Below are 26,390 nucleotides of genomic sequence, written 5' to 3'. Positions count from 1 at the left end.
ACCTCACTTATAAAAATGGTTGATGAATTGTATATACAAGCCGATCTAAACCATATCTTTTAACAGTAGAACAAGGTATAATATGTTCTATGGATATTGGTAGATAAGGGGAAAATCGCTTATGAGCCAGACTGATTTTGTCGGGGATAATTTCCTGTTGTTCGGGGGAAGGAATATTATTAACTTCATCCCAATTTTCTGGGTGTACTCGGTCAATTTGATTAATCGCCAAAATTAAATGAGATTCTGGTATTTTTTGACCGTTACTGGTTAAATCTAGGATGGCTTCTTGATCGACTCGTAACGCACGAGTATCAGCTTGAATAACCCAAACAATCACATCTACTTGATGAAATGTGTCAAGAAGTTCTTGTAAACGATTTTGGTGAATAGCTTCGCTGGCGCCAACTCCGGGAGTATCATGTAGTTTCCACTTGGGAAGTTGATTCCCATTTAAGGAGGAAACAAAATTTCCCTCATGTTGAAAGATATATTTAGTACAATCTATAGCCGGATCTGTTTTCCAATCGAGTCCAAATAAACTATTACATAGACTGGTTTTTCCTGACCCTGCTTGACCAAAAACTGCTAACGTTCTCATTAGAATTGTTGCAGAATAGTGGATAATTCATGTGGGGAATAGAAAACAAACCGAGAGAACTCCTGTTTCTATGTTAAACATTAACGGGGGTCTTACACCTCTCAGGTTTCCATCCCACTATCCTCTTTATAAGCAACTTCTTGGCAAATTGCAAGATGGTAGCTATACTAGAAACATCACTAAAATTACAGATTTTTTTAATAATTAGTTAATCCAGACAGTTATAAGTCAATAAATAATGGTAATATAGATTATGAAAACTGAGGAAGCATTATATTTTGTGACAACGGCATTAGAGGAAAAACACCTACCTCGATTAAAGAAACTTGAAAAGATTATTATTCGTCAAGTTTTACAAGGAAAGTCGTATCCTGAGATTGCTAAAGATGCTCATTATCAATTGCAATCCATTAGAAATTCTAGTTCTGTGTTATGGCGAAAGTTATCAACGGCTTTTGATGAACCCGTCAATCAAGATAATTTAGAATTAGTTTTGAGACGATTTATCGGAAGAAGACATCATCATATTCATCATAATCAAATTATTTCAATTAATCTTGAAGGGGCTAATCTCACTGGTGCAAGTATTGGTGTTGCTAATGTTAGTGAGGCGAGACAACTAGGACACCTTTTATTAAATAGTTATAGCGAAGGTGATTTGTATCAAAATGATTTACCAGATCGGAACGATGATCCGGAAATAGAATTGAAGACGGTTGATGATAAAAATGATTATATCTGGAATAACGTTAGATTTAATACTGAAGTAGAAGCAAAAATTGCTGATATTTTAGATCGAATGAATATTATTTTTTCACCTAATACTATTCTGAGAATGATCACAGCTAAAGGCAAAATTACTAAAAAAGTTTCATTTTTGATTATCGATCGGGGTAAATGTGGAATATTGGATATTATTCCTGATGAGGATAATGATTTAGAAGATGCGAATCATTATATTTTAGGTCAAGGTATTGATTTGATTCGCTATTATACTGAGAATATTTGCCAAAACAACCCTGAATTAATTATACGAGATTTTTTAAAAGGTTTAAGACAAGAAACATTCAATGGCTCAGGAGAATAAAGTTAACCGCCACTATTACCCTAAAATTTCCGGCAAGAAATATATAAATAATAATTAAAGCATAAGTCTATGAAGAGAGACATCTCCTTGTTTCCATTCAACTAAATTTACCCAGTGGGGAGAATTTAAAATTCATAACTTAGAACTACTGAACACCTGTTTCTTTCAGCAACATTCTGGTAGTCCCCTAACGACCAGGTTGTGGGATATGCAGGGCAATCAAGTCGCGGAGTTTTCCGGTCATCAAGGCAGGGTAAATAGTGTAAGTTTTAGTCCCAATAGCGAATATCTGGCTACGGGAAGCGATGACAAAACGGCGCGGTTGTGGCGGGTGGAAAGTTTAGAGCAGTTGTTAGGGCGGGGCTATGACTGGTTAAAGGATTATTTGGCGACCCATCCAGAGGCAGCAGCGCGGCTGAAGCGGCGTTAGGGGAGTGTGGGGGCAGAGAAACCGGGTTTTTTAATTTAAGTTTATTTTTGGTAGCAGAGATAGTCGCTTTCAACCCGGTTTCTTGGGTTCTCTCGCGGGGTTTGAGAAACCGGGTTTCTTGCCCAAATCTCGGTATTATGGCAAAAATTGTCGCTTTCAACCCGGTTTCTTAGGTCCTTGGGTCTTCTCGCGGGAGCCGAGAAACCGGGTTTCTTAATTTAAGTTTATTTTTGGTAGCAGAAATAGTCGCTTGGGTCCCGGTTTCTTGGTCAAATACCTGTAGGGGCGGAGCATGACCGCAGATAATTTATTGCTTAAAATATTGTAGGGGCGAATGGCCATTCGCCCCTACGGTCAAGAACACGCCCGTATTGCTTAGAATATCATTCCGGCAGATAATTTATTGCTTAAAATATTGTAGGGGCAGACGGTTTGCTGAGGCAGAATTATTTGATATGCAAGCCAATTTTATCTGCCAGCAAAAAAAGCACGTCATATCTAAACCACCCCGACTAATACCAAAGGAGCTAAATCAATGCCTTGCCAATCTGCAATTAGTTCGGTGATGATTTCAGGAGTTGCCAAATTACCGCTAAACCTAGTGAAATTCCCCGTGGGAAAGTTCAGAAAGAAGCTGATAATATTACAGTGATCTTTGACGCCGAAACCGATTTCACAGTCAACTCGCCAGTTATCGACACTGGTGCCATAAGCTTCAACTGCTTTTAATGCTGCGGCAATTTCCGGCGCATATTGATGACGCAAGGCCAAGAAATTAGCTGGGTCTTTGGCCAATTCGCAAAACAACTTAATTGCCTCAAAGGTGAGATGAGTTTTTTGATATTTTAATGCGGCAAGAGATTGGCAAATCTCTAAGGCGGCGATAAATTTTTGTTCATTTGATAGGTTCATTGATTTGGCCTCTGAGTTATTAGGATAGACCAGGGATATCTTTGTTGAGTCAGCGTGTGAGCATCAGGTTGATTCATCCCTTGGCTCACCAGATAGGACTCCAGGATTTCATGCCTTAATAGAATTTCATCGATAGCAGTTTCTGTTCCTGATGCCATTCTAACCCAGGCTTCTGCCATCCGCGAGTCTGGGGCAAACTCATAGCGAGATACCCCACTGCCAAAAGCATAATCTTTCGCCCGTCGAACGTCTTCGATATCCAACTGATAGCGATTGGCAATTTGACCGATATCATCAACGCGATCGACAATGGCATCATAGGCTTTGATGGCATCTTGGAGATACCGACGCTCGTAAAAAGTTAGATGACCCCATCGGTCTGGGGGTAGATTTTTCCCCGGTTCGGGGTTGGGCAGAAAGTTAGACAATGGAATCAGCGTAATTGTGAGATAAGCGAATATTAGTTTACCGAATAGTGGGAGATTGGCTGGGGGTCGAGAAACCGGGTTTCTTAATTTAAGTTTATTTTTGGTGGCAAAAAAAAATTGTCGCAGAAACCCGGTTTCTTGGGTCCTGGGGTCCTCTCGTGGGGTTGAGAAACCGGGTTTCTTGCCCAAATCTCGGTATTATGGCAAAAATTGTCGCAGAAACCCGGTTTCTTGGCGCTGGGACTTATAATGGATCGAGCAATCTTCCAGGAGAATTCGGGAGCCAGCTAACGGTGACAGAAGCTAAAACTTATAAAGATACCGTCAACTTGCCTCAGACCAAGTTTGACATGAGGGCAAATGCCGTAGTCCGAGAGCCAGAAATCCAGAAATTTTGGGCAGATAATCAGATATATGAACAACTGTCCCAAAATAATCCAGGGCCACCGTTTATTTTGCACGATGGCCCGCCCTACGCGAACGGCAATCTACATATTGGTCATGCTTTAAACAAGATTCTTAAAGATATTATTAACCGCTACCAACTATTGCAAGGGCGGAAAGTCCGCTATGTGGCGGGTTGGGACTGCCACGGTTTGCCGATTGAGTTAAAAGTCCTCCAAGCTATGAAGCCAGAGGAACGGGAAGAACTCACTCCGTTGAAGTTGCGGCAAAAAGCCAAGAAGTTTGCTTTGACTACGGTGAAACAACAGAGTAAGGATTTCCAACGCTATGGGGTTTGGGGCGATTGGGAAAATCCCTATTTGAGTTTGCTGCCGGAATATGAGGCGGCGCAAATTGGCGTTTTTGGCCAAATGGTGCTCAAGGGCTATATTTATCGCGGACGGAAACCCGTTCACTGGAGCCCTAGTTCCCAAACGGCTTTGGCAGAAGCGGAGTTAGAATATCCCGAAGGCCATACTTCTCGGAGTATTTATGCGGCTTTTCCGGTGACGAAGTTAGCGCCAACAGTGCCGGAAGATTGGCAGCAGTATTTACCTAATCTCTCGGTGGCCATTTGGACTACGACCCCTTGGACAATTCCGGGGAATTTGGCGGTCAGTGTTAACCCGGATTTGAATTATGCCCTGGTGGAAACTCCCGAAGGCAAGTATTGGATTGTGGCGGCAGAGTTGGTCGATCGCCTCTGTGCGACTTTATCCACCCAACTGACGGTGATTTCCACCATCAAGGGTCAAGCCTTAGAACATTGCACTTATCGTCATCCTTTATATGACCGGGAAAGTCCTGTAGTGATCGGTGGGGATTATGTGACCACGGAGTCGGGGACTGGTTTAGTGCATACTGCCCCCGGTCACGGTTTGGAAGACTACGCCGTGGGTTTGCGTTATGGCTTAGATATTTTTGCCCCGGTTGATGGAGATGGCAATTTTACCGAGGAAGCGGGACAATTTGCTGGGTTAAATGTGCTGGACAAAGGCAATGAGGCGGTAATTGCAGCCCTGAAAGTAGCCGGTTCGTTGCTGAAAGAGGAACCCTACGTTCACAAGTATCCTTATGATTGGCGCACGAAAAAACCCACGATTTTCCGGGCTACAGAACAATGGTTTGCTTCGGTGGAAGGTTTCCGGGAAGAGGCGTTAAAAGCTATTCGTGAGGTGAAGTGGATTCCCGCCCAAGGGGAAAACCGGATTACCGCAATGGTTTCGGAACGGTCTGACTGGTGTATTTCTCGCCAACGGGCTTGGGGGGTGCCGATTCCGGTATTTTATGAGGAAGAAACTGGCGAACCGCTATTAAATGAAGAGACGATCGCCTATGTGCAAGCGGTGATTGCCCAAAAAGGGTCGGATGCTTGGTGGCTGATGGCAACGGAAGCCCTGCTGCCGGAATCTTATCGCAATAATGGCAAAAAATACCGCAAGGGCACGGATACGATGGATGTCTGGTTTGATTCCGGTTCATCCTGGGCAGCAGTGGCGAAACAACGCCCGGGTTTAGTTTATCCCGTGGATATGTATTTGGAAGGGTCTGACCAGCATCGCGGTTGGTTCCAGTCCAGTTTGTTGACCAGTGTGGCAAATAATGGGGTTGCGCCCTATAAACAGGTGTTGACTCACGGTTTTGTGCTGGATGAACAAGGCCGCAAAATGAGTAAATCCATCGGGAATGTGGTTGACCCGGCGATCGTGATTAATGGGGGCAAAAACCAAAAAGAAGAACCCGCTTATGGGGCTGATGTGTTGCGTTTGTGGGTGTCGTCCGTAGACTATTCTTCTGATGTGCCTTTGGGGAAAAATATCCTCAAGCAAATGGCGGATATTTATCGCAAAATCCGCAATACTGCCCGCTTTTTAATCGGTAATCTCCATGATTTCGATCCGGCAAAAGATGCGATCGCTTATGATGATTTACCAGAGTTAGATCGGTATATGTTGCACCGCATGACGGAAGTGTTTGCGGAGGTGACAGATGCTTTTGAAACTTATCAGTTTTTCCGCTTTTTCCAAACGGTGCAGAATTTCTGCGTGGTAGATTTATCTAATTTTTATTTAGATATTGCCAAAGACCGACTATATATTAGTGCGACAGATAGTTATCGTCGTCGTAGTTGCCAAACGGTGTTGGCGATCGCCCTGGAAAATTTGGCTAAAGCGATCGCCCCTGTTTTGTGCCACATGGCAGAAGATATCTGGCAAAATCTGCCTTATTCTACCCCTTATAAGTCGGTATTCCAAGCCGGTTGGGTACAGGTAGAAGATGAGTGGAAACATCCAGAAATGTCGGAACTTTGGCAAAAGCTGCGGAAGGTTCGCGGTGAAGTCAATCAAGTGATGGAAGAAGCCCGGAAAAATAAGGCGATCGGTTCTTCTTTGGAAGCTAAAGTTTTACTTTATGTTTCTGATACCGAATTGCGGGAAAATTTGGCCAAAATGAATCCGGCAACGGATGCGGCAACGGATGCGGCAACGGATGCGGCAATGGATGCGGCAATGGATGCGGCAACGGATGCGGCAACGGATGCGGCAACGGATGCGGCAACGGATGCGGCAGAACCCACTCCGTTAAATTCGGAATTTTCCAAAGCGTCATTAAATCCAGAGAAAATCTGGAAAACTATCTTGGAAGTGTTATCAGATTATCCCGATTATGCGGGTAAATTCTTCACGGAATATCAACGAGTATTGGTGATGGTGATGCTATTGGCGATCGCCTCTTTAGCACTTTATATCACTATCGCGGTAATCAATACCCTGAATGAAATTTTCCTGGCGGAAGGATTCTTTAAATCTGTCGGTTTGGGTTATTTAATCTGGTTTGGCTATCGTTATTTACTTAAAGCGGCTACTCGGAAAGAATTATCTGAGTTTATTCGCTACTGGACAGAAGAAATTCTGGGCAAACCATCCGTCAAGGAAATTGCCCCAGAACCGGGATTAGAAATCAGCGATTCTGCCTTAGAAATAGCCCCAGAACCGGCCACAGAAAATACCCCAGAAATTCCTTCTTTACTCAAGGAAAAACTGCTACAACGGGCAAATCGTGGCAGTCAAAAGTTGGAAGTTCGCGATGAGTTTCCCATCCAAGAAGCGATGTTAAATCCACCCACCCCAGTTGAAGAAACGAAGAATTCGCCAACCTTTATTCCTTTGGGTAATGGGGTGGATGAATTGCGTTATCTGTTGATTGCTTCCCAAGTGGAATTAGTGGATTCTGCCGCTAATTTCGAGCAATTGGAGTATAAGATGATTGCTGATAATTTGGCGATCGCTGTGGTGAATGCCGACGGTGAAAAGTGCGATCGCTGTTGGAATTATTCCCCCACTGTTGGTCAGTCATCGGAAGATCCCACTATCTGCGATCGGTGTGTGGCTGCCCTAGCGGGTGAATTTTAACCGCTGAATCTTTCATCACGCGGGGACAGAAACCGGGTTTCTTGGCAAAATCTCTGTCACCCCACCAACCTGTTCATAGAAACCCGGTTTCTTGGTTGGTTGGGCGACACGGGGACAGAAACCGGGTTTCTTGGCAAAATCTGGAAATTTGCAGCAACAATTCTCACAGAAACCCGGTTTCTTAATCTTTTTAGGAGATAACAACTATGATGAGCATAGAAGAAATTCAAAACGACATTCAAACTCTGCCACCAGAAGCGCAAGACTTACTCATTGACTTCATTCAACTTCTCAAAAAACGTTATCCAGAAACCAAGACCGAAAACACAGATGTATCCCCAGAAAGCAGATCCTTTTTAGAAGATGCCCATGAATTTATCGGATGCCTAGAAGGGGGACCCGGCGATTTGGCCACCAATAAAAAATACTTAGAAGGATTCGGCACAGAATGAAACCAACAGTAATTATTGACACAGGGTTTCTGGTTGCTCTTTTAAACCGTAGCGAACAATACCATAGTTGGGTCAAAAATCAACTCAACAATATTTCTTCACCAATCATAACCTGCGAACCTGTGATAACTGAAACCTGCTTTTTGTTAAGAAAAATTTATGGTGCAGAAACAACCATTCTAAACTTGATTAACAGCCAAAAGCTAAAAATTCCGTTTAGACTCATCGATGAATTTTCGATGGTTCATCAATTAATGCAACGTTACCAGTCTGTTCCGATGTCTCTAGCAGATGCCTGTTTAGTGCGTATGGCAGAGATTTATCCGAATAGCCTTGTCTTGACCCTTGATAGTGACTTTAGAATCTATCGGAAAAATAAAAATGAAATCATCCCTTTAGTGATTCCTAACGAGCGATAATTATCACAAGTAGACAAAATATCGGTGTGTGGCGGCCTTAGCGGGTGAATTTTACTCACTGAATTGTTAACGCATAGAAACCGGGTTTCTCACCTTTCTTCTCAGTCTAAGAGGCAAGCCCGATAGTAATATGTATTAGACAAGAGTGCAAAATTCCTAAAAGCCGATGGCGGTTTTAAGGGGGGTTCGGGGGAGCGAAATATTTATTTTGCAAGAGGTCTATTAGTCTTAATTGTTAAGGAGAGAGCGTTTTTTTCTAAAAAAGCGGATGCCAAATGTACCACCAGCTATAGCGCCTAAAATTGAAGAGGGTTCGGGGACTGGATCGGCTGTATGTACCGTCACGCTCCAATCATCAATACCGCCTACAACAGTATAGCCTGAACAATTGCGACAGCTACTGTTGGCGCGGAAGAAACCCCAGGTGATTTCCGATCCATTTTTTGTAAAATCTGGATGAAGATTATTGACATTACCGTCAGCAAAAGCCAAGCTAAAATCTGATGCTTCTAAACCAGTATATGATTTCTGTGTCCAGTTCCGTTCCGGAATATAATGATAAGCTGCTAAATAAGTATTGCCGTCTTGCACTAAAATAAGTCCAGATCCCTGACCTTGAGATCCCCGGTTAGTAAACGCAAACTCTAAATAGTCAATTGACTCAATTGCTCCTTAAGTTTGAGGATTGTATGTGGCTCCAACCCACAAATGTGTGCTAGAAATTGAACCATTCTGACTGGAACTTCCTCGATTAACAGTCTGATTAATCTGCCGATATCCAGAGGAGGTTCCACCAATGTGGTTAACAGATACACTGCCACCTGTTCCAGAAGAACGAGAAATTACCGTCCAATCTTGATCGTTAAACACCGAATCGGAAAAGACAAACGTTGCGGCTTTGGCTGGCAGGGAGACTCCCATCGCAATTCCAGCGGAAACAATAGCTGCCAGGGTAGAAAGTTTCAAGTTCATAATTGCACCTTGAATTGAGTCTTCAGTATTTATACTCAATCTAGCTCTGTTAAACTTTCCTCAGTGTGATTTCAGTCATTTTTTAAGATGATTTCGATTCTAAACTTTTGGGAAAAACCCTGAAACGATTACCACAAAAACGAATCAAATAAATGTAAAAAAATATTTGAATTTATAAAGATTGTTTGCGAATTGTTAAATAAAATATCAAATTTATTTTGAGGTCGAATAATGCTTTGCTGCATCGGAGTTGCAAGAAAGTTGCTGATAGTTTTAGGTAAGTGAGCGCTCACCAATCAATATATTGCAGTGGATAGCGGATCTGGCAGCGGATGTAGCAGCATCTAGAATATCTTTCAGAGGCGATCGTGCAGACGAGTCAGCTTGAGACGATTCTCATAAGTGGGTTATAATAGATCGGGGATGACAAGCATCAAGACAGGAGACAGGAGTTCAAATTTATTTGGAAATCTTTGATTTAATCTTCCTGGATAAAATAGTTGAGAAACTCGATCGCAAGCACAATGTCCAAGAATACGAGGTAATAGAAGTTTTACTGCGGTTTTCACTTATACGATAAGCATGAAAAAGGAAACCGTCAGAATGAAAACGTCTATGCCGCTTATGGTCAAACAGACAGTGGACGATACTTGATTGTTTTCTTCATCTATAAGGAAGATGGCAATGCCTTAATATTATCTGCGAGGAAAATGACCAATGCCGAAGCCTCTATTTTCAATGCTATTTCTTATTAAGAGATCGGAGAGTTTTGGGATGACCATGATACCGCCTATTATTGGGACAAAACTTATCCAGTTGAATGTACAATTAATCTTGACCCTGAATCTCAGGTGAGATATTATGGCATCGATCGCAATTTATCAGACCAAATTTATCGGACAAAATTTATCAGAGAAAATTTATCAGACCAAATTTATCAGAGAAAATGCGATCGCCCCTATAATTACTTTCCCAGGGTTGGTCTATGATCGGAATATCCCACGAACAGCGATCGCGCTTATTGCTGCCCGAACCGCTGAATTTTAATTGCCCAAGGGTTAACTAGGGTTAACTAAAATCAAAGCAGATTTGGTTAGTTTATCTAACATTATTCTGGGGTATTCTGGGGAAAGATTGAATCATTATTCGCTAAAACCTTACTGAACACTTAAAAGTAAAAATTTCTTTATATAAAATGAGCGTAACCCCCATCCCCTAGACACAGTAGCCTAAAATATACCCTACAATAAAACTGTCCACCGATGGTTTCCACCACCCACCAATGATTAAATGAGGATTGCTCAATGACTCGTGGCATTTATATTACGGCAAATGACCGGGTAATGGATCAGGCGATCGCCTTACTGAATAGTATCCGAGCTTACGATAGTGAAACGCCAATTATTTTGATTCCTTACGATGATAAGTATCAAACCGTAGCCGCACGGCTGGAAAAAGACTATGGGGTGCAAATTTACCCAGATTTAGCTTTTATCGATCGCCTATCCAAAAACTTACAACAAATTTTTGGCGAAAATTTCTTTGCTCGACCGAATCAATTTAGAAAACAAGCCTGTTGGTTTGGACCCTTTGATGAATTTTTATACCTGGATACCGATATTGTAGTGTTTGAGAAAATCATTGACTGTTTAAATTACTTATCCGACTGTGACTTTCTCTGTTGTGACTATCAACATTTAGGCGGCATCACCAATGTATTTACTCCAGCGGTGATTGAAAATCAGGTGTTCGCCCAAACCGATTTACAAGATTTGTTTAATTGTGGCTGGTGGGCGGCAAAAAAATGCTTAATCACCGAACAAGATTTATCCGAAACTTTTCGAGAATGTGCTGCCCATCCAGAATATTTTGATTTTTCCCAAAAAACATCCGATCAACCGATTATTAATTATATGATTTTAAAGCTAGTCAAACGGCGGTTTAATCTTGTGCGGCGTCCTGGTGGTGCCCCCGGAAGTTGGGCGGGCAGTCGCCATTTCCAACGCCAAGGAAATCAACTGATTGATGGAAAAATTGGTCAACCTTTGCAGTACCTCCACTGGGCGGGGATTAGAATTGAACCAGGTTGTCCCTACTGGGATATTTGGGAACATTACCGATATCTCAACGAGCCAAAACCGGAAACAAGCCCCCAAATCGTTGAATCAAAAAATCTGGGTAGTAACATAAAAAAAATGCTGAAATTTTTTTTACAAAAAATGTAGTAGCAGTCATATATTTGATAATTAAACCAAATCTATGATTTTCGTTATTTCTGGCGAGTGCAAATCTTATAAATACGTTTAAATACGTTTCTATTTCTGGTTTAATTTGGAAAAAAAACTGCCATTCAAATTCATCTATATTCATCTATTATTCCTTAATTAAACCGGATGGTGATTCTTAGAAAATCATAACCCAAAAAAGCCGATCTATAAAAATAAATCAGCCAATTTGTTTCGGCAATCCTCTGCTGAAATCAAAGGTAAAACCCATCATCGATGGTTAAATGATTCACCATCAGAGGGCAAAAATGCTATCATATGTGTCATCAATCAATTTCACCTTCAGGGAAAATGGACAAATGACGATTAGCGGAGCATCCATTGCTAGAATCGATCGGCCAGCCAGAAAGTATAGCTAGAAATTTTTTGTAGTTGCATTTTGACCAGCAAAGACCCAATTGGCAACGAATTAAAACCCCTCCACATTGAAGTGGCAGACCTAAAAAAAGAAGACCTCCGAGGAGCGTATCTCAGAGGTGCATATCTTAGGGATGCCGATCTCAGTGGCGCTGACTTAAGTGAAGCCTGCATCAGCTATGCCGATATGATTGGCGCAAACCTGACGGGTGCTAACTTGAGTGGGGCGATTTTGACTGAATGTAACCTGAATATTGCTAACTTAAGTGATAGTAAATTAACTGAGGCAAATTTGCGGGGCGCAAAGCTTTTGGGTGCAGACCTGAGTGATGCGGATCTCCGAGGGGTGAATTTGCGATCGGCGACCTTAATTAGTGCCAATCTGAGTGGGGCGAACCTCAGTGGAGCTAATCTGAGTGGGGCTGACTTAAGTGAGGCGGATCTCCGAGGCACGATTTTGCAACGGGCAGTTTACGATCTGAGAACTCGTTTTATTGAAGGCTTCGACGCCCAAAAAGCCGGTGCTTACTGGATTACTTCTAATATCTCGTTGCCACAAGTGAACCTGAGTGGAGTGGATCTTAGTGAAGTGAACCTGAAGCGATCGGATTTACGGGGTGCCAACTTAAGGAACGCTAAATTAATTGCCTGCAATCTGGAAGCCGTGAATCTATTCCGAGCTAACTTGAGTGGCGCCGATTTGCGAGAGGCGAATCTGAAAGGAATTAACCTGCAAAAGGCGGTCTATGATATTAAAACACAAGTGTCTGATGGGATCGATCTGGCATTGTTCGGTGCTTATAAAATTGCCCCTAATGTTTCTTTGTTAGAAGTCAACTTAGCTGGGGTAGATTTGAGTGGGGCAGATTTACGGGGAGCTAATTTAAATAATGCAAATTTAAATAAGATTTTGCTGTTAGATGCTGACCTCACTAAAGCGAATTTAAGAAAAGCTTCTCTAGAAAATGCGAATCTGAAAAATGCCGATCTCAGATGGGCTGATTTGATTGGGGCAAATTTAAGTCAGGTAGATTTGAGTCAAGCAGATTTACGATGGGTTGATTTGACAAGAGTTGACCTCCGAGGCGCAAATTTACGATTGGCCGATTTGCGAGAAGCGGATTTAACAGGTGCTAGTTTAAATCAGGTAAATTTAAGTGAAGCGGATCTCAGAGGGGTGGATTTGACTAGAGCGGATCTCAGAGGAGCTAATTTGAGCAAAGCGGATTTGAGAAAGGCCGATTTGACTAAGGCGAATTTACAATGGGCGAATTTGGAGGGAGCTAACCTTGACGATGTAGATTTGAGTACCACATTTTCCTAAACTTGTTGAAATTGCTGCCGAACTTGACTCAGAATTTTTTCATCTACGGTTTCAACATCGTAGGCACTGCTATCTACGGCGGTGATGATTAACCAGGGCTGAATTTCATTGATGCGGTAGCCGGCAAATTTTCCGTCAATTACTTGAGTAATGTCTGCTGCTAATTGTAATAATAATTCCCCGGATATCAATTCCCCGGATATCAATTCTTGAGCATCGGCAATTTGATTTTTTCCGCTGTTTTTCCCAGACATTCTAGGTGGCTGATTTGCTACTTGCTGGTTAAAAGGGGGCGATCGCCTGGAGAATATCTATCAGGTTCACCCCTAGGAAACCATCAGTAGTTTGGTCAGTAATTGTAATGCCTTGCATGACTTTAACTCCTATTTATTGATATTACTTAGAATGAATTTAAGGGAGAACCGCCGCCACCTTGTCTCTTGAAACCCGATCAAAAACCCGGTTTTTTGACTCTTTGCAGGAAATCAGAAACCGGGTCTATTGACAAATATTGTTGGCATACAAAAGTTATCTTTGAAACCCGGTTTCTTTCCTAGAGGGTAATTAAGTTAGAACTCCCCAGCCCATTGTCCGGGAAAATATCAGATAAATTCGTCTCCCTGGCTAATCGGCTAATTCAATATTCGCTATATTCCTTAACTAAATAGCGAACGCTCATCGGACTGATAGTAGTCAGTAGAGTAATAAACCAGATCACTCCTATAACAGCAATTTCACTTTGTCTACCGGGAAGGATAAATCGATAATTTCCTGCCAGAGATGTGAAAAAGTCAAAAACTATACACAATAGCCAAGGTGCTGCTAAAATCCAGCGTCCTTCGCTGGCTTCTTCCCAAACATTTATCGTGATTAAATTGAAACAGAACACAATAACGGCTCCCACAAAAGCAATGCCGTAGACGCCAAAGCTGTTAGCATTCATATTCAGAGACAGAGTAAATTCTGGGCCAGCCACTATCGAAACTACTCCCAAAAATGTTGTCACTCCGTCCCAAATCATGCCGATCGCAAATCCAGTAATTAAGATTGGGATTATTTCTTTGTCTCTCATTTAATTTCAACCCATGAGTATTAAAGTCGCAATCAACAAGGCGACAACAAAACAAAAAGTAGCTATGATCGCATAGAGTCGGTTGCCAGATATGGTTTGAATATTCCAATCTGACATAGGTTTTGGCAGATACCCAAACATATTGCCTAATTGCTGAATGGTTGCTGCCCATCCCGCCAAGAAATCATTTCTGATTGAACCGGGGTTTTCGATATTAGCTATATTCGCCAAAGTATCAAATATATTAATTGCCAATTCTTGATGAGAATTTACCAGGTCATAATCTTCTAATTTCGGATCCCTTACTCGGTCAATATTTTTGAGCAGCATTTGATGCTGATATGACCATAATTCAAAAGTTATTTGGTAAATTAGATAGACTCTTAATCTGAGAAAAGTGCCATGTTTTTGGTATTCCTCATCAGTCTCTTGGGCAATTCTTAAACCTTTTGAGATTATGGCCTTCAATTCAGGTGTGTTGTGAGGTTTAGGGATTTTTTGCCGCAGTTGCAGCAGCACGCTGACAAATGTGTATCCTCCACCATGCGGATCTGGATTTAAATTTTTGACTATCGTCATGGCAAGATGAATTTAACTAATCGATCGGCTAAGAATATCCAGCGGTTTTGTTTAGGATGATTGGCAACCAAAAAACCCGGTTTTCAGAGAAACCGGGTTTTTGTATCTCGAATCACTCATAAAAATTAAAACCGCTATATAACAAGGTTGTTTTTCTTACCCAATGATGTTGTCCAGACGATTTTAGCGGAAAACTATAATATTTTCAGTATATTAAAGTATAATTAAGTATAAATTGCGATCAAATTTAATAAAAATAAAAAGTATAATTTAGTGACATAGGTATGACAAAGTATGTTACAGTATGATCGTCCTACCCTCACCAGCACTCCCAAAAAAAATCTATGGACTTTCAGGAAGTCTTAAAATGGACAGATGAGCAAATATTCGCCAAGACTGGGGAACACCTGGATTCTCTGCAAGCAACTATCCTGCAAGGAACTTGGCAGGGACAAAAATATCCAGAAATAGCTGAAAACTACAAATGCAGCGAAATTCACGTTAAGAAGAAAGCGGCGAAATTATGGCATATGTTATCAGAGGTGTTGGGAGAAGATATTCATAAACTTAATTTTCGGGCTATAGCCGAGAGATTCCACATCTCAAATATTTCAAGTGATTTTGTTCAAATTGGCAATCAATTTGGCAATATTAATATATGCGGGGAAAAAATACATAATTCCAAAGTGCCATCACCCTCTAAATCACCCCAAAACTCTCAACCAAGTCCCAGACAAACTCAAATTGATTTAAGGGACGCTCCGGAAATATTTAGATTCTACAATCGCACACCGGAACTGGCCACCCTCAACCAGTGGTTTTTAACAGATCGCAGCCGACTAATTGCCATATTCGGATTGAGTGGTATTGGCAAAACTGCTCTCGCTGTTCAGCTTGTAGCACAGATTCAAGATAAGTTTGATTATATTATCTGGCGCAGCTTGAATACGGCTCCCACCCTGGCACAATTGCAAGCTAATATCATTCAATTTCTAAATACAAATAATAATACAAATAATCCTGCATTTACAGAAGAATTGAAGAATAATTCAGCCACCTTGCTTGATTATTTTCGCTCCGATCGCTGTTTGGTGATACTCGATGATGTGCAGATGATTTTCAGTAACAAAGAATTAGCCGCTGAGTATCAACCGGGCTGGGAAAATTATGGCTTATTTTTTGAGCAAATCGCCGAATTATCCCATAACAGTTGCTTGCTGCTGCTGGGCTGGGAAAAACCTAGATCCGTGACTAAATTAGAGGGAGAAACTGCCCCAGTGCGATCGCTGCAATTGAATGGCTTGGGACAGGCCGCAAGGGAAATTTTCCGAGAAAAAGGTTTAAAAGATGAGGACAAATGGGACGAGGCGATCGCTCTTTACGGGGACCACCCTTTATGGCTGAAATTAATTGCCGCCACCATCAATGATTTATTTGGCGGTAGAGTTGGGGAATTTTTAACCTACGATACGCTATTTTTAAGCGAGGATTTAATTGCCGTTTTAGATCCCATGTTTCAGCGCTTATCGGATGTGGAAAAAGTGGCGATCGCCGCTTTAGCGAATGCAACGACGCCGGTTTCCCTGGCTCAATTGCAAAAGTCAACCAAATTATCTCCCTCGGATTTATTAAAAGCCATGCAATCTTTAAGCCGTCGTTGCTTAATTGAAAAACGGGATGAAGCCAAAGAAACCGTTTTTTCTATGCAGCCAGTAGTGAAAGCTTATGTCAAAAGCCGGAGAGACTAGAGAGAAAAAAACCCGGTTTCTTCAAGAAACCGGGTTGCTTTAATTTATGAATAATTTAGAATAAGGCGTCTAAATCGATCGCCTGGGAACCGCCCCGCATTAACTGTCCTAATAGTTTACCTAACTGCCACCAAACCAAGCCACTGGTGGCCAGGGTCATGGGAATGGAAAAAGCATAAGAGATATCTACAGGAAAGGTAAAGATTTGTAGACCAGAAGCAAGAAAAACACATATGCCGATCGAGATGCCAAAAAAAGGCAATTGTAGTTCTAACTTATTCACTTCTTCGATTAGGTTAATGCTGCGATCGCGCGACCAGTTGCGTACCATCAGTTCCAACGTCGCTTTAAATGCAAGACCTGATGTCACTCCAGCAAACAAACTGGCAAATACTAAAAAATAGGGGGGGTCTAAATACACCGGGAAAGTTACTCCTTTATTTACAGGATCAAAACAGAATCAGATTTGATTCTAATGTTAACTGTTGATTGTTGATTGTTGATTGTTCATTGTTGATTTTTGTTTGTTATTTGACAGACATCTCGCTAACTAACAACCACCAACAATCAACCACCAACAATCAACCACCAACAATCAACCACCAACAATCAACCACCAACAATCAACAAAATTATTTTTCCGTAGTCAAAGCCGCCACAGCGGGCATAAATGCCGCCGCGCTTTGTCGGGAAAAATTCGCCAACGCATCCATCGCGGCATTAAACAGTTGATTGGGTTTGATATCATCTTTAACCAACTCCCAAATCCGTTTAACTTCTTCCGTATGCAGTCGGTCATCTTCAATCAAAGCCAACAATAGCTGACGGCGGAGAAATTCGCCCTCTTCAGACATGAGGTATTGCAAACCCAGTCCCGCAGTGGGCAAAATGTCAAAGTTGCCATCAGAACGAGCGATGGTAATCATATTTTCCAGACGCTGCCACTGGAATTTGCCATCTTTAAATAGCACTTCCAGCAGTCTTCGGCGTAACTGGGGTGACTCACCTTTCAGCAGTCGTCGGGCTATATAAGGATAGCCGATATCGACGATTTTAAAATTCGGATCGACGCTGAGGGCTAATCCTTCTTGGGTGACGACAGAACGAATAATTAAGGCAAATTTGGCAGGAACCCGGAAAGGATATTCAAACATCAATTCCGAGAAGCGATCGGTCACGGTTTTAAAGTTAAAATCCCGGACACTTTTGCCCATAATATCTCCGAGCACATCTTCCAGAGCGGGGATAATCGGCGTAATATCAATATCGGGAGTTAGAAAGCCTAACTTGACAAAATCTTTGGCTAAGTCCGTATAGTCTTTATTGATTAGATGTACCACCGCATCTACTAGAGTTTCTTTGGTGGTTTCATCTAGCTGATCCATCATGCCGAAATCAATATAGGCCATTTGACCATCGGTGGTGGCAAAGAGATTTCCCGGATGGGGGTCAGCATGGAAAAAGCCAAATTCTAATAACTGTTGCAAACCAGTGGTGACACCAATTTCCACGATCGCATTGGTATTAATTCCGGCTTCTTCTAAATGTTGAGTGCCGGTGAGTTTATAACCGTTAATCCACTCCAGGGTTAAAACATTATCGCTACTGTAACGCCAGTAAATTTTGGGAACTTTAACTTGGGGATTATTTTGGAAATTCAGGGCAAATTTTTCCGCATTGCGAGCTTCATTGGCATAATCAACTTCTTCAAACAGTTTGATGCCGAATTCATCCACAATTAGGGTTAAGTCATGGCCTAAATTTAATGGCAACCACGGAGCTAACCATTTCGCCCCTAAGCGCATTAAATATAAGTCCAAGGTGAGAATGGGTTTTAAATTAGGGCGCTGTACTTTCACCGCCACCATATCGCCGTTATCCCGTAACCGGGCTTTGTAAACTTGCCCTAGACTCGCTGCGGCTACGGGTTGCGGGGAAATTTCTTGATAGATTTCTTCGACGGTGCGGTCTAGTTGTTTTTCAATGATTCTGAAGGCGATCGCATTGTCAAAGGGTGGCAACTGGTCTTGTAACTTGACTAATTCTTCTAAAAAGTCTTTCCGAATTAAGTCTGGTCGAGTCGATAAAGCTTGACCGACTTTGATAAATGTCGGGCCAAGTTTTGTGAGGATTTCCCTCAGTTTACTGGCTCGTTTTAATTTGCTTTTCTCAACTTGACCCGTCCATTGGTCTAAGAGGATTGCCAGAAGCCATCCCAGAAAAGAAAAAATAATCCGCAAAGAACGCCATAAGGCTTCCCAAGGACGGTAGCGGTAGTAGTCGGCGATCGCTTGGGGATCGTACTGTTTTAACAGAGCGAGTTGATGCTGACTCACGCTTTTATTGGCCTCAATGATCAGAATGTTAACTTTTGGACACAGGCGGCGGTCTATGTATTTTCAGGCTTTTGGTGCAGCCAATCCCCGAAAAACGCCTCACAAAAATGCTATATGGCATTGATTAAGAGATTTTTTTAGCCCGCCCAAATTTATATCAGTGTTTATGCTTTTCTTAATTATACTACACAAAAGTATATATTTCGACAAAATTCAGTAAGTTTCACTCTTGTCAAGGAATAGTTTCCGTCATGGTTAGGATCGGGCTTGGGATCGGGATAAAGAATTCTTTAATCCATTTACCACTGACTCGATTTCTCCTAGGGAGAGTTCAGGAAACATGGGCAGGGATAAAACCTCTTGACATATCTTCTCCACCCAGGGCAACTGACCCATTTGATAGCCCAAGTGCTGATAAACCGGCTGCAAATGCAAAGGGAATGGATAATAGACCGTTGAGCTAATGCCTTGGTTTTGCAGTTCTTGGCGCAGGGAATCGCGCTGATTTTCTGCTGGATTGTTTTCCGTTAATTCTTGACTTTTGACCCGAATCGTGTATTGATTCCAAACCGCCCGACTACCGGGAGTTTCTTGAGGCAGAATTACCCCAGGCAAATCAGCCAATCGCTGATGATAATCCGCAGCCACGGCACGACGGCGATCGTTCCAGGAATCTAAATAGGGCAGTTTAATTTGTAGTATTGCCGCTTGCAAGGCATCCAAACGACTATTGATGCCAATTTTTTCGTGATAATACCGTTGAGTTGCCCCATGATCTTTAAGGACGCGCATTTTCGCCGCCAGAGTTGGATCGTTGGTGGTGACGGCGCCCCCATCCCCAAAAGCCCCTAAATTTTTGGTGGGGAAAAAACTAAAACACCCAAGATGGCCAATGCTACCAGTTTTTTGTCCCGCCCATTCGCTCCCTGCGGCTTGGGCGACATCTTCGATTACCGCTAAACCATGAGTTGAGGCGATCGCCATCAACTGGGTCATATCCACCGGCTGACCAAACAAATGCACCGGAACGATCGCCCGCGTTTTCTCCGTAATGGCGCTGGGGACTTTTGACGCATCTAAATTAAATGTCTCAGCCTCGATATCTACAAAAACTGGGGTTGCCCCAACCAAACTAATGGTTTCAGCGGTGGCCATAAACGTGAACGGACTGGTAATCACCTCATCTCCAAGGCCGATATCTAAAGCCCGCAACGCCAAATAAAGGGCATCGGTGCCATTGGCACAGGAGACACATTCAGCGGTGCCAATATATTGGGCAAACTGCTGCTCAAAATCTTGCACCGTCTGACCGCCAATATAGCGACCCGATGCCATCACCTGTAATACAGCGGATTCTATCTCTGCGGCAATGGTTTGATATTGCCGCGATAGGTCAAGAGGAGGAATTGTGTTCACATCACTTCACCAGAATTTTTACCTATAAAAACAGATTTTCTGAAAAAAGGGAATCTGGCGAGGACAAAATTCTGGCGATCGCGGTTATGCACTAAGTTCGACTTTTGTCAAGTTCAAAATTTACTTTGTGAGGTTCTCTCTGATATGTACGAGGGAAAAGGGATAAGGGATAAGTGGTAAATGGCAAGTGGCAAGTGAAAAGTGGCAAAATCGATCGATATATCGATATAATGGGCGATCGCTATTCAAAATGGAGAAATGACTTTACAAATTGGAGATATTGCCCCTGACTTTACTTTAGCCGATGCCAATGGCAACTCGGTTTCTCTATCGGATTTTCGCGGCAGTCGGGTGATTTTATATTTCTATCCACGGGATAACACCCCAGGATGCACCAAAGAAGCTTGCAGTTTTCGAGATGCATACCCAGATTACCAATCTCATAATATAGTAATCCTAGGGGTGAGTACCGATGATGGAAAATCACACCAAAAGTTTATCAGGAAGCATCAATTACCATTTCCTTTGCTTTGCGATCCGGACGGAACGGTGGCAACCCTGTATGGGAGTTATGGATTAAAAAAATTTATGGGCAAAGAATATATGGGCGTATATCGTCATACATTTGCGATCGCCCCTGATGGTAAAATCGAAAAAATTTATCGTAAAGTTAAACCCGAAACTCATGGGGTAGAAATTTTGCAAGAACTCATTGCTTAAATGTTTGTAGGGGTGCAGAGGGGCAGAGGGGCAGAGGTGCAGAGGTGCCTGCCTTCGCTAGAGGGTTTCCCTTGCTCCAGAATCTCCCTATTTTTTAGTTGATAATTAGTTTATAAAGTTAAGATATGAAAAATTTATTGCGATTTGCTAAATCAACGATTAAACTATTATTGCGCCATCCCATCACCGGAACTTGTGTAATTCCCGTGTTAGCCGATGGGCAAATTGTTTTAGTAAAACGGCGAGATAATGGCCAGTGGGCTTGTCCTGGCGGCATGGTTGACTGGGGGGAAAATATTCCCGATACCGTTAAAAGAGAATTATTAGAAGAAACGGGTTTAGAGTTAGTTAAAATTAATCGCTTAGTTGGGGTTTATTCAGAAGTAGACCGCGACCCCAGATTTCATTCAATTTGTGTGATTGTGGCTGCCGAGGTTCAAGGTGAGTTTAACATTGATGATCAGATTGAGATTACCGAAGTCAAAGCATTCCCTGTGAATGAGTTACCTTTCGGTGAACTGTCTCACGATTTCGATCGCATTTTGCAAGATTATATCAATGGGAAAACTAGCTTGACTTAAAATTTGCTTGATTCACTTGCTTGATTAACAAGCGGGTTACAGGAGTGAGTTCCTTTATTTGGTAGGGATGAGAACACGGACTCTGTAGAATTGATTTCTAATTATTACAATCCCATTGCTCTGTCCACTTTAACCCACTATGATTGATTTGGCGCGAAATCATTTATTTTATCTATCGAGTGTCAATGCCGCTACCAGTTCGTAATTCTCGAATTAAGTTGTCTCAGGGGCTATTATTTTGGCGAGAAGTTGGCCAAGGATCCCCGATAGTATTTTTGCATGGTTCCGGGAAAGACAGCAGCCAATGGTTGCCAGTGATGCAACAGTTAAGCCGTCAATCCCAATGCTTTGCACCAGATTTATGGGGGTTTGGGGAGTCGGAAGCGATAGATATTCACTATTCGATCACCCTCCATGTGGAATCTCTCGAAGAGTATCTCGATAGCTTGAATCTCTCCAAAATATATCTCGTCGGTCATTCTCTGGGGGCTTGGGTGGCGGCAAGTTATGCCCTGAAGCATCTAGAACGGGTAAGTGGTTTGGTCTTGTTGTCCCCAGAAGGGGTATTGACTGACGATTGGCAGAAAAATTGGCAGCAGCAATATTGGCAACAACAGAGAAAGGCGATCGCCTCTTGGTTGTGGCGATCGCTTTCTAAGTTAGTCAACCAATTGCCTTGGGACTTGCCCCTACAACGGTGGCTGCAAAAATTAGCCCTGAATCAAGCTACAGACCCCACCACCAAGCTAATATTTCAACGTCGTCGGGCGGAAATTGAGGCGGAATTTTTACAAGATCGGTTGAATTCTCTGAAAACCCCGGTTTTGGTTTTATGTGGCGATCGCGACAAACCGCAGACCCTGGAAATATCTCGCGCTTATGCCAGTCTTTGTCCTCAAGCAGAACTCAAAATCATCCCCGAAGCCGATGGATCTCTGGCGGAAACTTTGCCCGATCGCGTCGCTGAGGCAATTCAGCAGTTTTTGCCAGCATAGAATTGTTGTTGGTTGTTGGTTGTTGGTTGTTGGTTGTTTGTTGTTTGTTCTTTGACTCAGGCAACGAATAACGAATAACCATCAACCATCAACAATCAACAATCAACCATCAACAATCAACCATTAACAATCAACCATTAACAATCATTTCCATCCCCCAAAAGACTAAATGCGGGTCAAAAATGGCGCGATCCGCGATCGCCGAATCACGCGATCGCAGATAAGCCAGCAAACCGGGCCCACCGCCTCCCGTCACCACGATTTGACTTTGGGGATAATCTTGCCACCAAGCGGCGATAAAATCGCGCACTCCCGCCACAATGCTATAAATCACGCCACTTTGAATACTAGACGGGGTATTTAACGCCCAGCGATCGGGGAGTTCCTGGGGAATTGCCACATCTGGTAAACTCGCGGTTCCCGTCCATAAGGATTTTAGCTGTAACCGAAACCCCGGTAAAATTGCCCCGCCAACTAACTGGCGATCGCTATTCACCCCGGTAAATGTCATAGCAGTTCCCGCGTCCACCACCAACACCGGAAAGCCAAATTTTTCCCCAGCCCCCAACGCAGCTAAAGCCCGGTCAATCCCCAAAGTTGGATATAGTCCTTTTAACGGTAAATCATCCAAAGCGATCGCTTTTGCCTGGGCATATCTTTGCCAAAGTTGCGTCTGTTCTGGCACCACTGAAGCGATCCACAGCGACGCCCCCCTGGATAAGGGGGGAACCGGCAAAATTTCCGGCCATAAATCATCGGCAAAACCGCCTTTAATTAACTCCTGAACTATTTCTGGGTTAAGATGCGGCGTATCCCAAGCGGTGAGTAATTCTTTCCCCTGGAACTCAGCCCAATGCAAGTGAGAACTGCCAATCATTAAAGCTAACCAAAAATGATGATTTGCCGTGGTTGGGGGGTTCATGGTTGGTTGTTGGTTGTTGGTTGTTGGTTGTTGTTGGGTAGGGATTCTTTTGTTGGTGGTTGGGAAATTTGGTTATAGGATTTTTATACCAAATCCGGTTCTATCGTAGGGGCGAAGCATTGCAGTGTATGGGCGAATGGCCATTCGCCCCTACTGATTAAAATATTAAATTGACTGCCGGAATGCTTCGCCCCTACCTGCCGGAATGCTTCGCCCATATTGCTGTAATCAAAATATTTGATATTTTGGTATTATTGAATTTTCTCCGTTCTGAACAAAATCGGATTCACCTCATACCAAGCGCCTTTTTCATCCCGATATTCATACACTAACAAAGTTCTAATTAACTTAGAAAAATCTCGATCGCCCGATGAATCTTTCGTCTGGTGGACGCGATTTAATAACTCCCATTCATCCGGGGTAAGTTGAGCCGTTTGCCCAGCAACTTGATTCACCACCACTGCCTCTAAACCGGCAGAGGATAAAGGAAACTTTTTCTCTTTAATAATCCAACTATTTAAAATAATCAGTAAATTTCGCACATGACCGCCGCTGACTTCACAAAGTTGCTTTAACGGCTCTTCTCCATCAAAAATTTCCCCAATTTTCGTGAGTTTTTCCGCTTCACTTAATTGGGAAAATGCGCGGGATAATACCATAAGATAAAGTAAATTTATTCCGGTTTGATCCACCTCACCATCCCGGTTTTTTACCCGAATCATCGGTAAAATAATGGGGTCGTTTTTAAACTTTTGTCGGATGACCGTATATTCATCAGAATAACACAAGGCCAAAGGCATGGTATAAACCACATGACAAGCAAGACGACTGAGTTGATCGCCGCGATCGCCAAACAAATAAGCGGGCAGGGTTTTCCCTGGACTTTTTTCTGTATTAATTAACTTATCCAAGCCATCGATTATAATCACTAAACCATTTTTGCCATTAGCTTTTAAGGTGTCATTAATAGGAATAAATAGCCCGTTATTTAAAACATCAAGAAATCCATCGGTTTTGGGTTCCAGGTAATTTCTTAAGCGGTCTTGTAAATTGGCATTTTTGCGAGATTGGGCTTTAATTTCGCCGATAATCGTGGATAAACCTACATTGACATTATTATCAAAATCAACCCCTAACTCAAATTTCCCCACACCGGGAATTTCCCCAGTCTTCACATCCAGCTTAATTTCGGTAAATAGCAGATTTTTGGCCTTTTGCATCACTCCTTGCCAGCCGCTTTCTGCTTGTTTCATCAAGGTTTCTAACTCTTGGGCAGTCCGACGAGCGATCGCCAACAAAATATCACTCACCTCCACATTACCCATATCCAAATCATCGGTAGCTTCAAAATAGATTACATGATAATTTTCCGCTTCTAACTCACTTTTCAGGCGATATAACTCTGTTGACTTGCCACAACCAATATGTCCCGTAAACAAATGACAAGTAAAATCCTCACTCCAAGTAATCTTATCTTTTAACTCCGCAATCAATTCTCCCCCGCGCACCGCCGAAAAATCAACATAATAACTTTTATCTTCCTGCTTAGAAATATCCAGGGTTTTAGCGGGATTCGTCGCATTGTAAAATTGTTGTGGCTTTAGTGACATAATTTATTTTTTCCTTGGTTTAAACCTTTTTATTCGCTAGATACTATAACCTCTTTTTGTCCTTTGTGCCTTTGTGGTGAAAATAAAACCACCGCATATCGCGTATTGGTGCGTTACGCTTCGCTAACTCTTTGTGTCCTTTGTGCCTTTGTGGTGAAAATAAAACCACAGAGACACAGAGGACACAAAGAAAAAACCCACACTCCCCTATCTTCCCACCCCATCACACAAACCCCGGTCACTCTCACTCACCTCCGCACTATAGGTCAAATAATCCCTAGCCCAATCGCACCCATGCACCAACAAATCATCTAAATCCAAATTCCATAAAATAACTTTCCCGTTACGACTCCCAGAAGCAAGAGTCTGGCCATCGGGGGAAAAGGCTACACTATGGACCAAACCTTGATGACCTACCAGGGTATGCAGTAATTTTCCCTCGCGACTCCAAAGTTTGATGGTCTTGTCATTACTCCCAGAAGCGATGGTCTGGCCATCGGCGGAAAACTCCACACTGCTGACCCAACTTTGATGACCTTGCAGGGTATGCAGTAATTTTCCCTTGCGACTCCAGAGTTTAATGGTCTTGTCACCACTCCCAGAAGCGATCGTCTGGCCATCGGGGTCAAACGCCACACTGCTGACGAACTCTTGATGACCTTCCAGGGTATGCAGTAATTTTCCCTTGCGACTCCAGAGTTTAATGGTCTTGTCATGACTCCCAGAAACCAAGGTCTGGCCATCGGGGTCAAACGCCACAGTATTGACCGAATCTTGATGACCTTCCAGGATATCCAGTAATTCTCCCTCGCGACTCCAAAGTTTGATGGTTGCGTTTTCACTCCCAGAAGCGACAGTCTGGCCATCGGGGGAAAACGCCACACTAAAGACCGAACGTTGATGACCTTTCAGGGTATGCAGTAATTTTCCTTTTCGACTCCAAAGTTTGATGGTCCCGTCATTACCCCCAGAAGCGATGGTCTGGCCATCGGGGGAAAACGCCACACTAAAGACCCGACCTTGATCATCTGCCAGAGTATGCAGTAATTTTCCCTCGTGACTCCAAAGTTTGATGGTCTGGTCATAACTCCCAGAAGCGATGATCTGGCCATCGGGGGAAAAGGCCACACTGTTGACCTCACCTTGATCATCTGCCAGAGTATGCAGCAATTTTCCCTCTCGACTCCAAAGTTTGATAGTCTTGTCACCACTCCCAGAAGCGATCATCTGGCCATCGGGGGAAAACGCCACACGGCTGACTAAATCTTGATGACCTGACAGGGTATG

At 42.8% G+C, this 26,390-nt stretch carries 27 protein-coding genes; 12 read left to right on the top strand and 15 right to left on the bottom strand.

All coding sequences use genetic code 11. The features are described from left to right. Positions 1-7: 7 nt before the first annotated feature. On the bottom strand, positions 8-601 hold the full coding sequence (locus AM228_RS07165; RefSeq protein ID WP_054465446.1) for a GTPase family protein: 594 nt from the start codon (positions 599-601) through the stop codon (positions 8-10). Between the two features lie 253 nt (positions 602-854). Between AM228_RS07165 and AM228_RS07160 the strand changes: the two genes are divergently transcribed. After that, entirely contained in the window at positions 855-1,688 is an 834-nt protein-coding gene (locus tag AM228_RS07160; RefSeq protein WP_054465445.1) for a hypothetical protein, read from the top strand. Between the two features lie 208 nt (positions 1,689-1,896). Then, a complete protein-coding gene (locus AM228_RS07155) occupies positions 1,897-2,118 on the top strand; it encodes a WD40 repeat domain-containing protein (protein WP_054465444.1) in 222 nt (73 codons plus the stop codon). A 498-nt stretch (positions 2,119-2,616) separates the two neighbouring features. Here the strand turns inward: AM228_RS07155 and AM228_RS07150 are convergent, their stop codons facing one another. Together AM228_RS07150 and AM228_RS07145 are read right to left on the bottom strand one after the other, a co-directional pair. Then, a complete protein-coding gene (locus AM228_RS07150; protein WP_054465443.1) occupies positions 2,617-3,030 on the bottom strand; it encodes a hypothetical protein in 414 nt (137 codons plus the stop codon). Next, positions 3,027-3,458 (bottom strand): hypothetical protein, encoded by a 432-nt coding sequence (locus AM228_RS07145; RefSeq protein ID WP_231636682.1) that lies wholly within the window; start codon positions 3,456-3,458, stop codon positions 3,027-3,029. Before AM228_RS07145 ends, AM228_RS07150 begins: the two co-directional genes overlap by 4 nt. Before the next feature lie 293 nt (positions 3,459-3,751). Here AM228_RS07145 and ileS point away from each other — a divergent pair, with 293 nt between their 5' ends. The 3 genes from ileS to AM228_RS07130 all read left to right on the top strand — a co-directional run bounded on the left by ileS (position 3,752) and on the right by AM228_RS07130 (position 8,186). Beyond that, a complete protein-coding gene (gene ileS, locus AM228_RS07140; protein ID WP_054465499.1) occupies positions 3,752-7,315 on the top strand; it encodes an isoleucine--tRNA ligase in 3,564 nt (1,187 codons plus the stop codon). Positions 7,316-7,521: 206 nt separating this feature from the next. Further along, positions 7,522-7,767, top strand: coding sequence for a hypothetical protein (locus AM228_RS07135; protein ID WP_054465442.1), 246 nt, complete (start codon positions 7,522-7,524; stop codon positions 7,765-7,767). Beyond that, positions 7,764-8,186, top strand: a complete 423-nt coding sequence (locus AM228_RS07130) for a type II toxin-antitoxin system VapC family toxin (RefSeq protein WP_054465441.1) — start codon at positions 7,764-7,766, stop codon at positions 8,184-8,186. The genes AM228_RS07135 and AM228_RS07130 overlap by 4 nt, the downstream gene beginning before the upstream one ends. Before the next feature lie 228 nt (positions 8,187-8,414). On the opposite strand, the gene AM228_RS07125 is transcribed toward AM228_RS07130, so the two are convergent. After that, positions 8,415-8,777 (bottom strand): PEP-CTERM sorting domain-containing protein, encoded by a 363-nt coding sequence (locus AM228_RS07125; protein ID WP_054465440.1) that lies wholly within the window; start codon positions 8,775-8,777, stop codon positions 8,415-8,417. A gap of 81 nt (positions 8,778-8,858) precedes the next feature. After that, a complete protein-coding gene (locus AM228_RS07120) occupies positions 8,859-9,158 on the bottom strand; it encodes a hypothetical protein (RefSeq protein ID WP_054465439.1) in 300 nt (99 codons plus the stop codon). An 861-nt stretch (positions 9,159-10,019) separates the two neighbouring features. Between AM228_RS07120 and AM228_RS07115 the strand changes: the two genes are divergently transcribed. From AM228_RS07115 to AM228_RS07105, 3 genes are all read left to right on the top strand, one after another. Then, a complete protein-coding gene (locus tag AM228_RS07115) occupies positions 10,020-10,205 on the top strand; it encodes a hypothetical protein (protein ID WP_054465438.1) in 186 nt (61 codons plus the stop codon). A gap of 257 nt (positions 10,206-10,462) precedes the next feature. Then, positions 10,463-11,383 (top strand): Npun_R2821/Npun_R2822 family protein, encoded by a 921-nt coding sequence (locus tag AM228_RS07110; RefSeq protein WP_054465437.1) that lies wholly within the window; start codon positions 10,463-10,465, stop codon positions 11,381-11,383. 439 nt (positions 11,384-11,822) lie between these two features. Beyond that, positions 11,823-13,124 (top strand): pentapeptide repeat-containing protein, encoded by a 1,302-nt coding sequence (locus AM228_RS07105; RefSeq protein ID WP_199317259.1) that lies wholly within the window; start codon positions 11,823-11,825, stop codon positions 13,122-13,124. On the opposite strand, the gene AM228_RS07100 is transcribed toward AM228_RS07105, so the two are convergent. The 3 genes from AM228_RS07100 to AM228_RS07090 all read right to left on the bottom strand — a co-directional run bounded on the left by AM228_RS07100 (position 13,121) and on the right by AM228_RS07090 (position 14,775). Further along, positions 13,121-13,378, bottom strand: a complete 258-nt coding sequence (locus tag AM228_RS07100; protein WP_054465435.1) for a hypothetical protein — start codon at positions 13,376-13,378, stop codon at positions 13,121-13,123. The two genes, AM228_RS07105 and AM228_RS07100, sit on opposite strands and share 4 nt — an antisense overlap. A gap of 383 nt (positions 13,379-13,761) precedes the next feature. Next, positions 13,762-14,196 carry a hypothetical protein gene (locus AM228_RS07095; RefSeq protein WP_054465434.1) on the bottom strand — a complete coding sequence of 145 codons (435 nt, stop codon included), beginning with the start codon at positions 14,194-14,196 and terminating at the stop codon, positions 13,762-13,764. 6 nt (positions 14,197-14,202) lie between these two features. Then, on the bottom strand, positions 14,203-14,775 hold the full coding sequence (locus tag AM228_RS07090; protein WP_054465433.1) for a hypothetical protein: 573 nt from the start codon (positions 14,773-14,775) through the stop codon (positions 14,203-14,205). Positions 14,776-15,119: 344 nt separating this feature from the next. Here AM228_RS07090 and AM228_RS07085 point away from each other — a divergent pair, with 344 nt between their 5' ends. Next, positions 15,120-16,523, top strand: coding sequence for an NB-ARC domain-containing protein (locus tag AM228_RS07085; RefSeq protein ID WP_054465432.1), 1,404 nt, complete (start codon positions 15,120-15,122; stop codon positions 16,521-16,523). Positions 16,524-16,578: 55 nt separating this feature from the next. Here AM228_RS07085 and AM228_RS07080 read toward each other — a convergent pair whose 3' ends face one another. The 3 genes from AM228_RS07080 to AM228_RS07070 all read right to left on the bottom strand — a co-directional run bounded on the left by AM228_RS07080 (position 16,579) and on the right by AM228_RS07070 (position 20,275). After that, positions 16,579-16,944 carry a hypothetical protein gene (locus AM228_RS07080; RefSeq protein ID WP_054465431.1) on the bottom strand — a complete coding sequence of 122 codons (366 nt, stop codon included), beginning with the start codon at positions 16,942-16,944 and terminating at the stop codon, positions 16,579-16,581. Positions 16,945-17,155: 211 nt separating this feature from the next. Continuing rightward, positions 17,156-18,859 carry an AarF/ABC1/UbiB kinase family protein gene (locus AM228_RS07075; protein WP_054465430.1) on the bottom strand — a complete coding sequence of 568 codons (1,704 nt, stop codon included), beginning with the start codon at positions 18,857-18,859 and terminating at the stop codon, positions 17,156-17,158. A gap of 255 nt (positions 18,860-19,114) precedes the next feature. Then, positions 19,115-20,275 (bottom strand): DegT/DnrJ/EryC1/StrS aminotransferase family protein, encoded by a 1,161-nt coding sequence (locus AM228_RS07070; RefSeq protein WP_054465429.1) that lies wholly within the window; start codon positions 20,273-20,275, stop codon positions 19,115-19,117. A gap of 258 nt (positions 20,276-20,533) precedes the next feature. On the opposite strand from AM228_RS07070, the gene bcp reads away from it, so the two are divergent. The 3 genes from bcp (at position 20,534) to AM228_RS07055 (ending at position 22,571) form a co-directional block, all read left to right on the top strand. After that, positions 20,534-20,995, top strand: coding sequence for a thioredoxin-dependent thiol peroxidase (gene bcp, locus AM228_RS07065; RefSeq protein ID WP_054465428.1), 462 nt, complete (start codon positions 20,534-20,536; stop codon positions 20,993-20,995). Between the two features lie 125 nt (positions 20,996-21,120). Continuing rightward, on the top strand, positions 21,121-21,576 hold the full coding sequence (locus tag AM228_RS07060) for an NUDIX hydrolase (protein WP_054465427.1): 456 nt from the start codon (positions 21,121-21,123) through the stop codon (positions 21,574-21,576). Positions 21,577-21,761: 185 nt separating this feature from the next. After that, positions 21,762-22,571 carry an alpha/beta fold hydrolase gene (locus AM228_RS07055; RefSeq protein ID WP_054465426.1) on the top strand — a complete coding sequence of 270 codons (810 nt, stop codon included), beginning with the start codon at positions 21,762-21,764 and terminating at the stop codon, positions 22,569-22,571. A 130-nt stretch (positions 22,572-22,701) separates the two neighbouring features. On the opposite strand, the gene AM228_RS07050 is transcribed toward AM228_RS07055, so the two are convergent. From AM228_RS07050 to AM228_RS34035, 4 genes are all read right to left on the bottom strand, one after another. Next, positions 22,702-23,493 carry a pantothenate kinase gene (locus AM228_RS07050; protein WP_054465425.1) on the bottom strand — a complete coding sequence of 264 codons (792 nt, stop codon included), beginning with the start codon at positions 23,491-23,493 and terminating at the stop codon, positions 22,702-22,704. 83 nt (positions 23,494-23,576) lie between these two features. Then, on the bottom strand, positions 23,577-23,711 hold the full coding sequence (locus AM228_RS36055; RefSeq protein WP_255353161.1) for a hypothetical protein: 135 nt from the start codon (positions 23,709-23,711) through the stop codon (positions 23,577-23,579). A 33-nt stretch (positions 23,712-23,744) separates the two neighbouring features. Next, a complete protein-coding gene (locus AM228_RS07045; RefSeq protein WP_054465424.1) occupies positions 23,745-25,103 on the bottom strand; it encodes a hypothetical protein in 1,359 nt (452 codons plus the stop codon). A gap of 207 nt (positions 25,104-25,310) precedes the next feature. Next, positions 25,311-26,390: WD40 repeat domain-containing protein (locus AM228_RS34035; RefSeq protein WP_197285239.1), on the bottom strand; the 1,080-nt coding region annotated here is incomplete at its 5' end.

The sequence above is a fragment of the Planktothricoides sp. SR001 genome (assembly GCF_001276715.1).
Classification (GTDB): Bacteria; Cyanobacteriota; Cyanobacteriia; order Cyanobacteriales; family Laspinemataceae; genus Planktothricoides; species Planktothricoides raciborskii.
The sequence above is the reverse complement of the archived record's forward strand: the minus strand, read 5'-3'. Positions and strand labels throughout refer to the sequence as shown.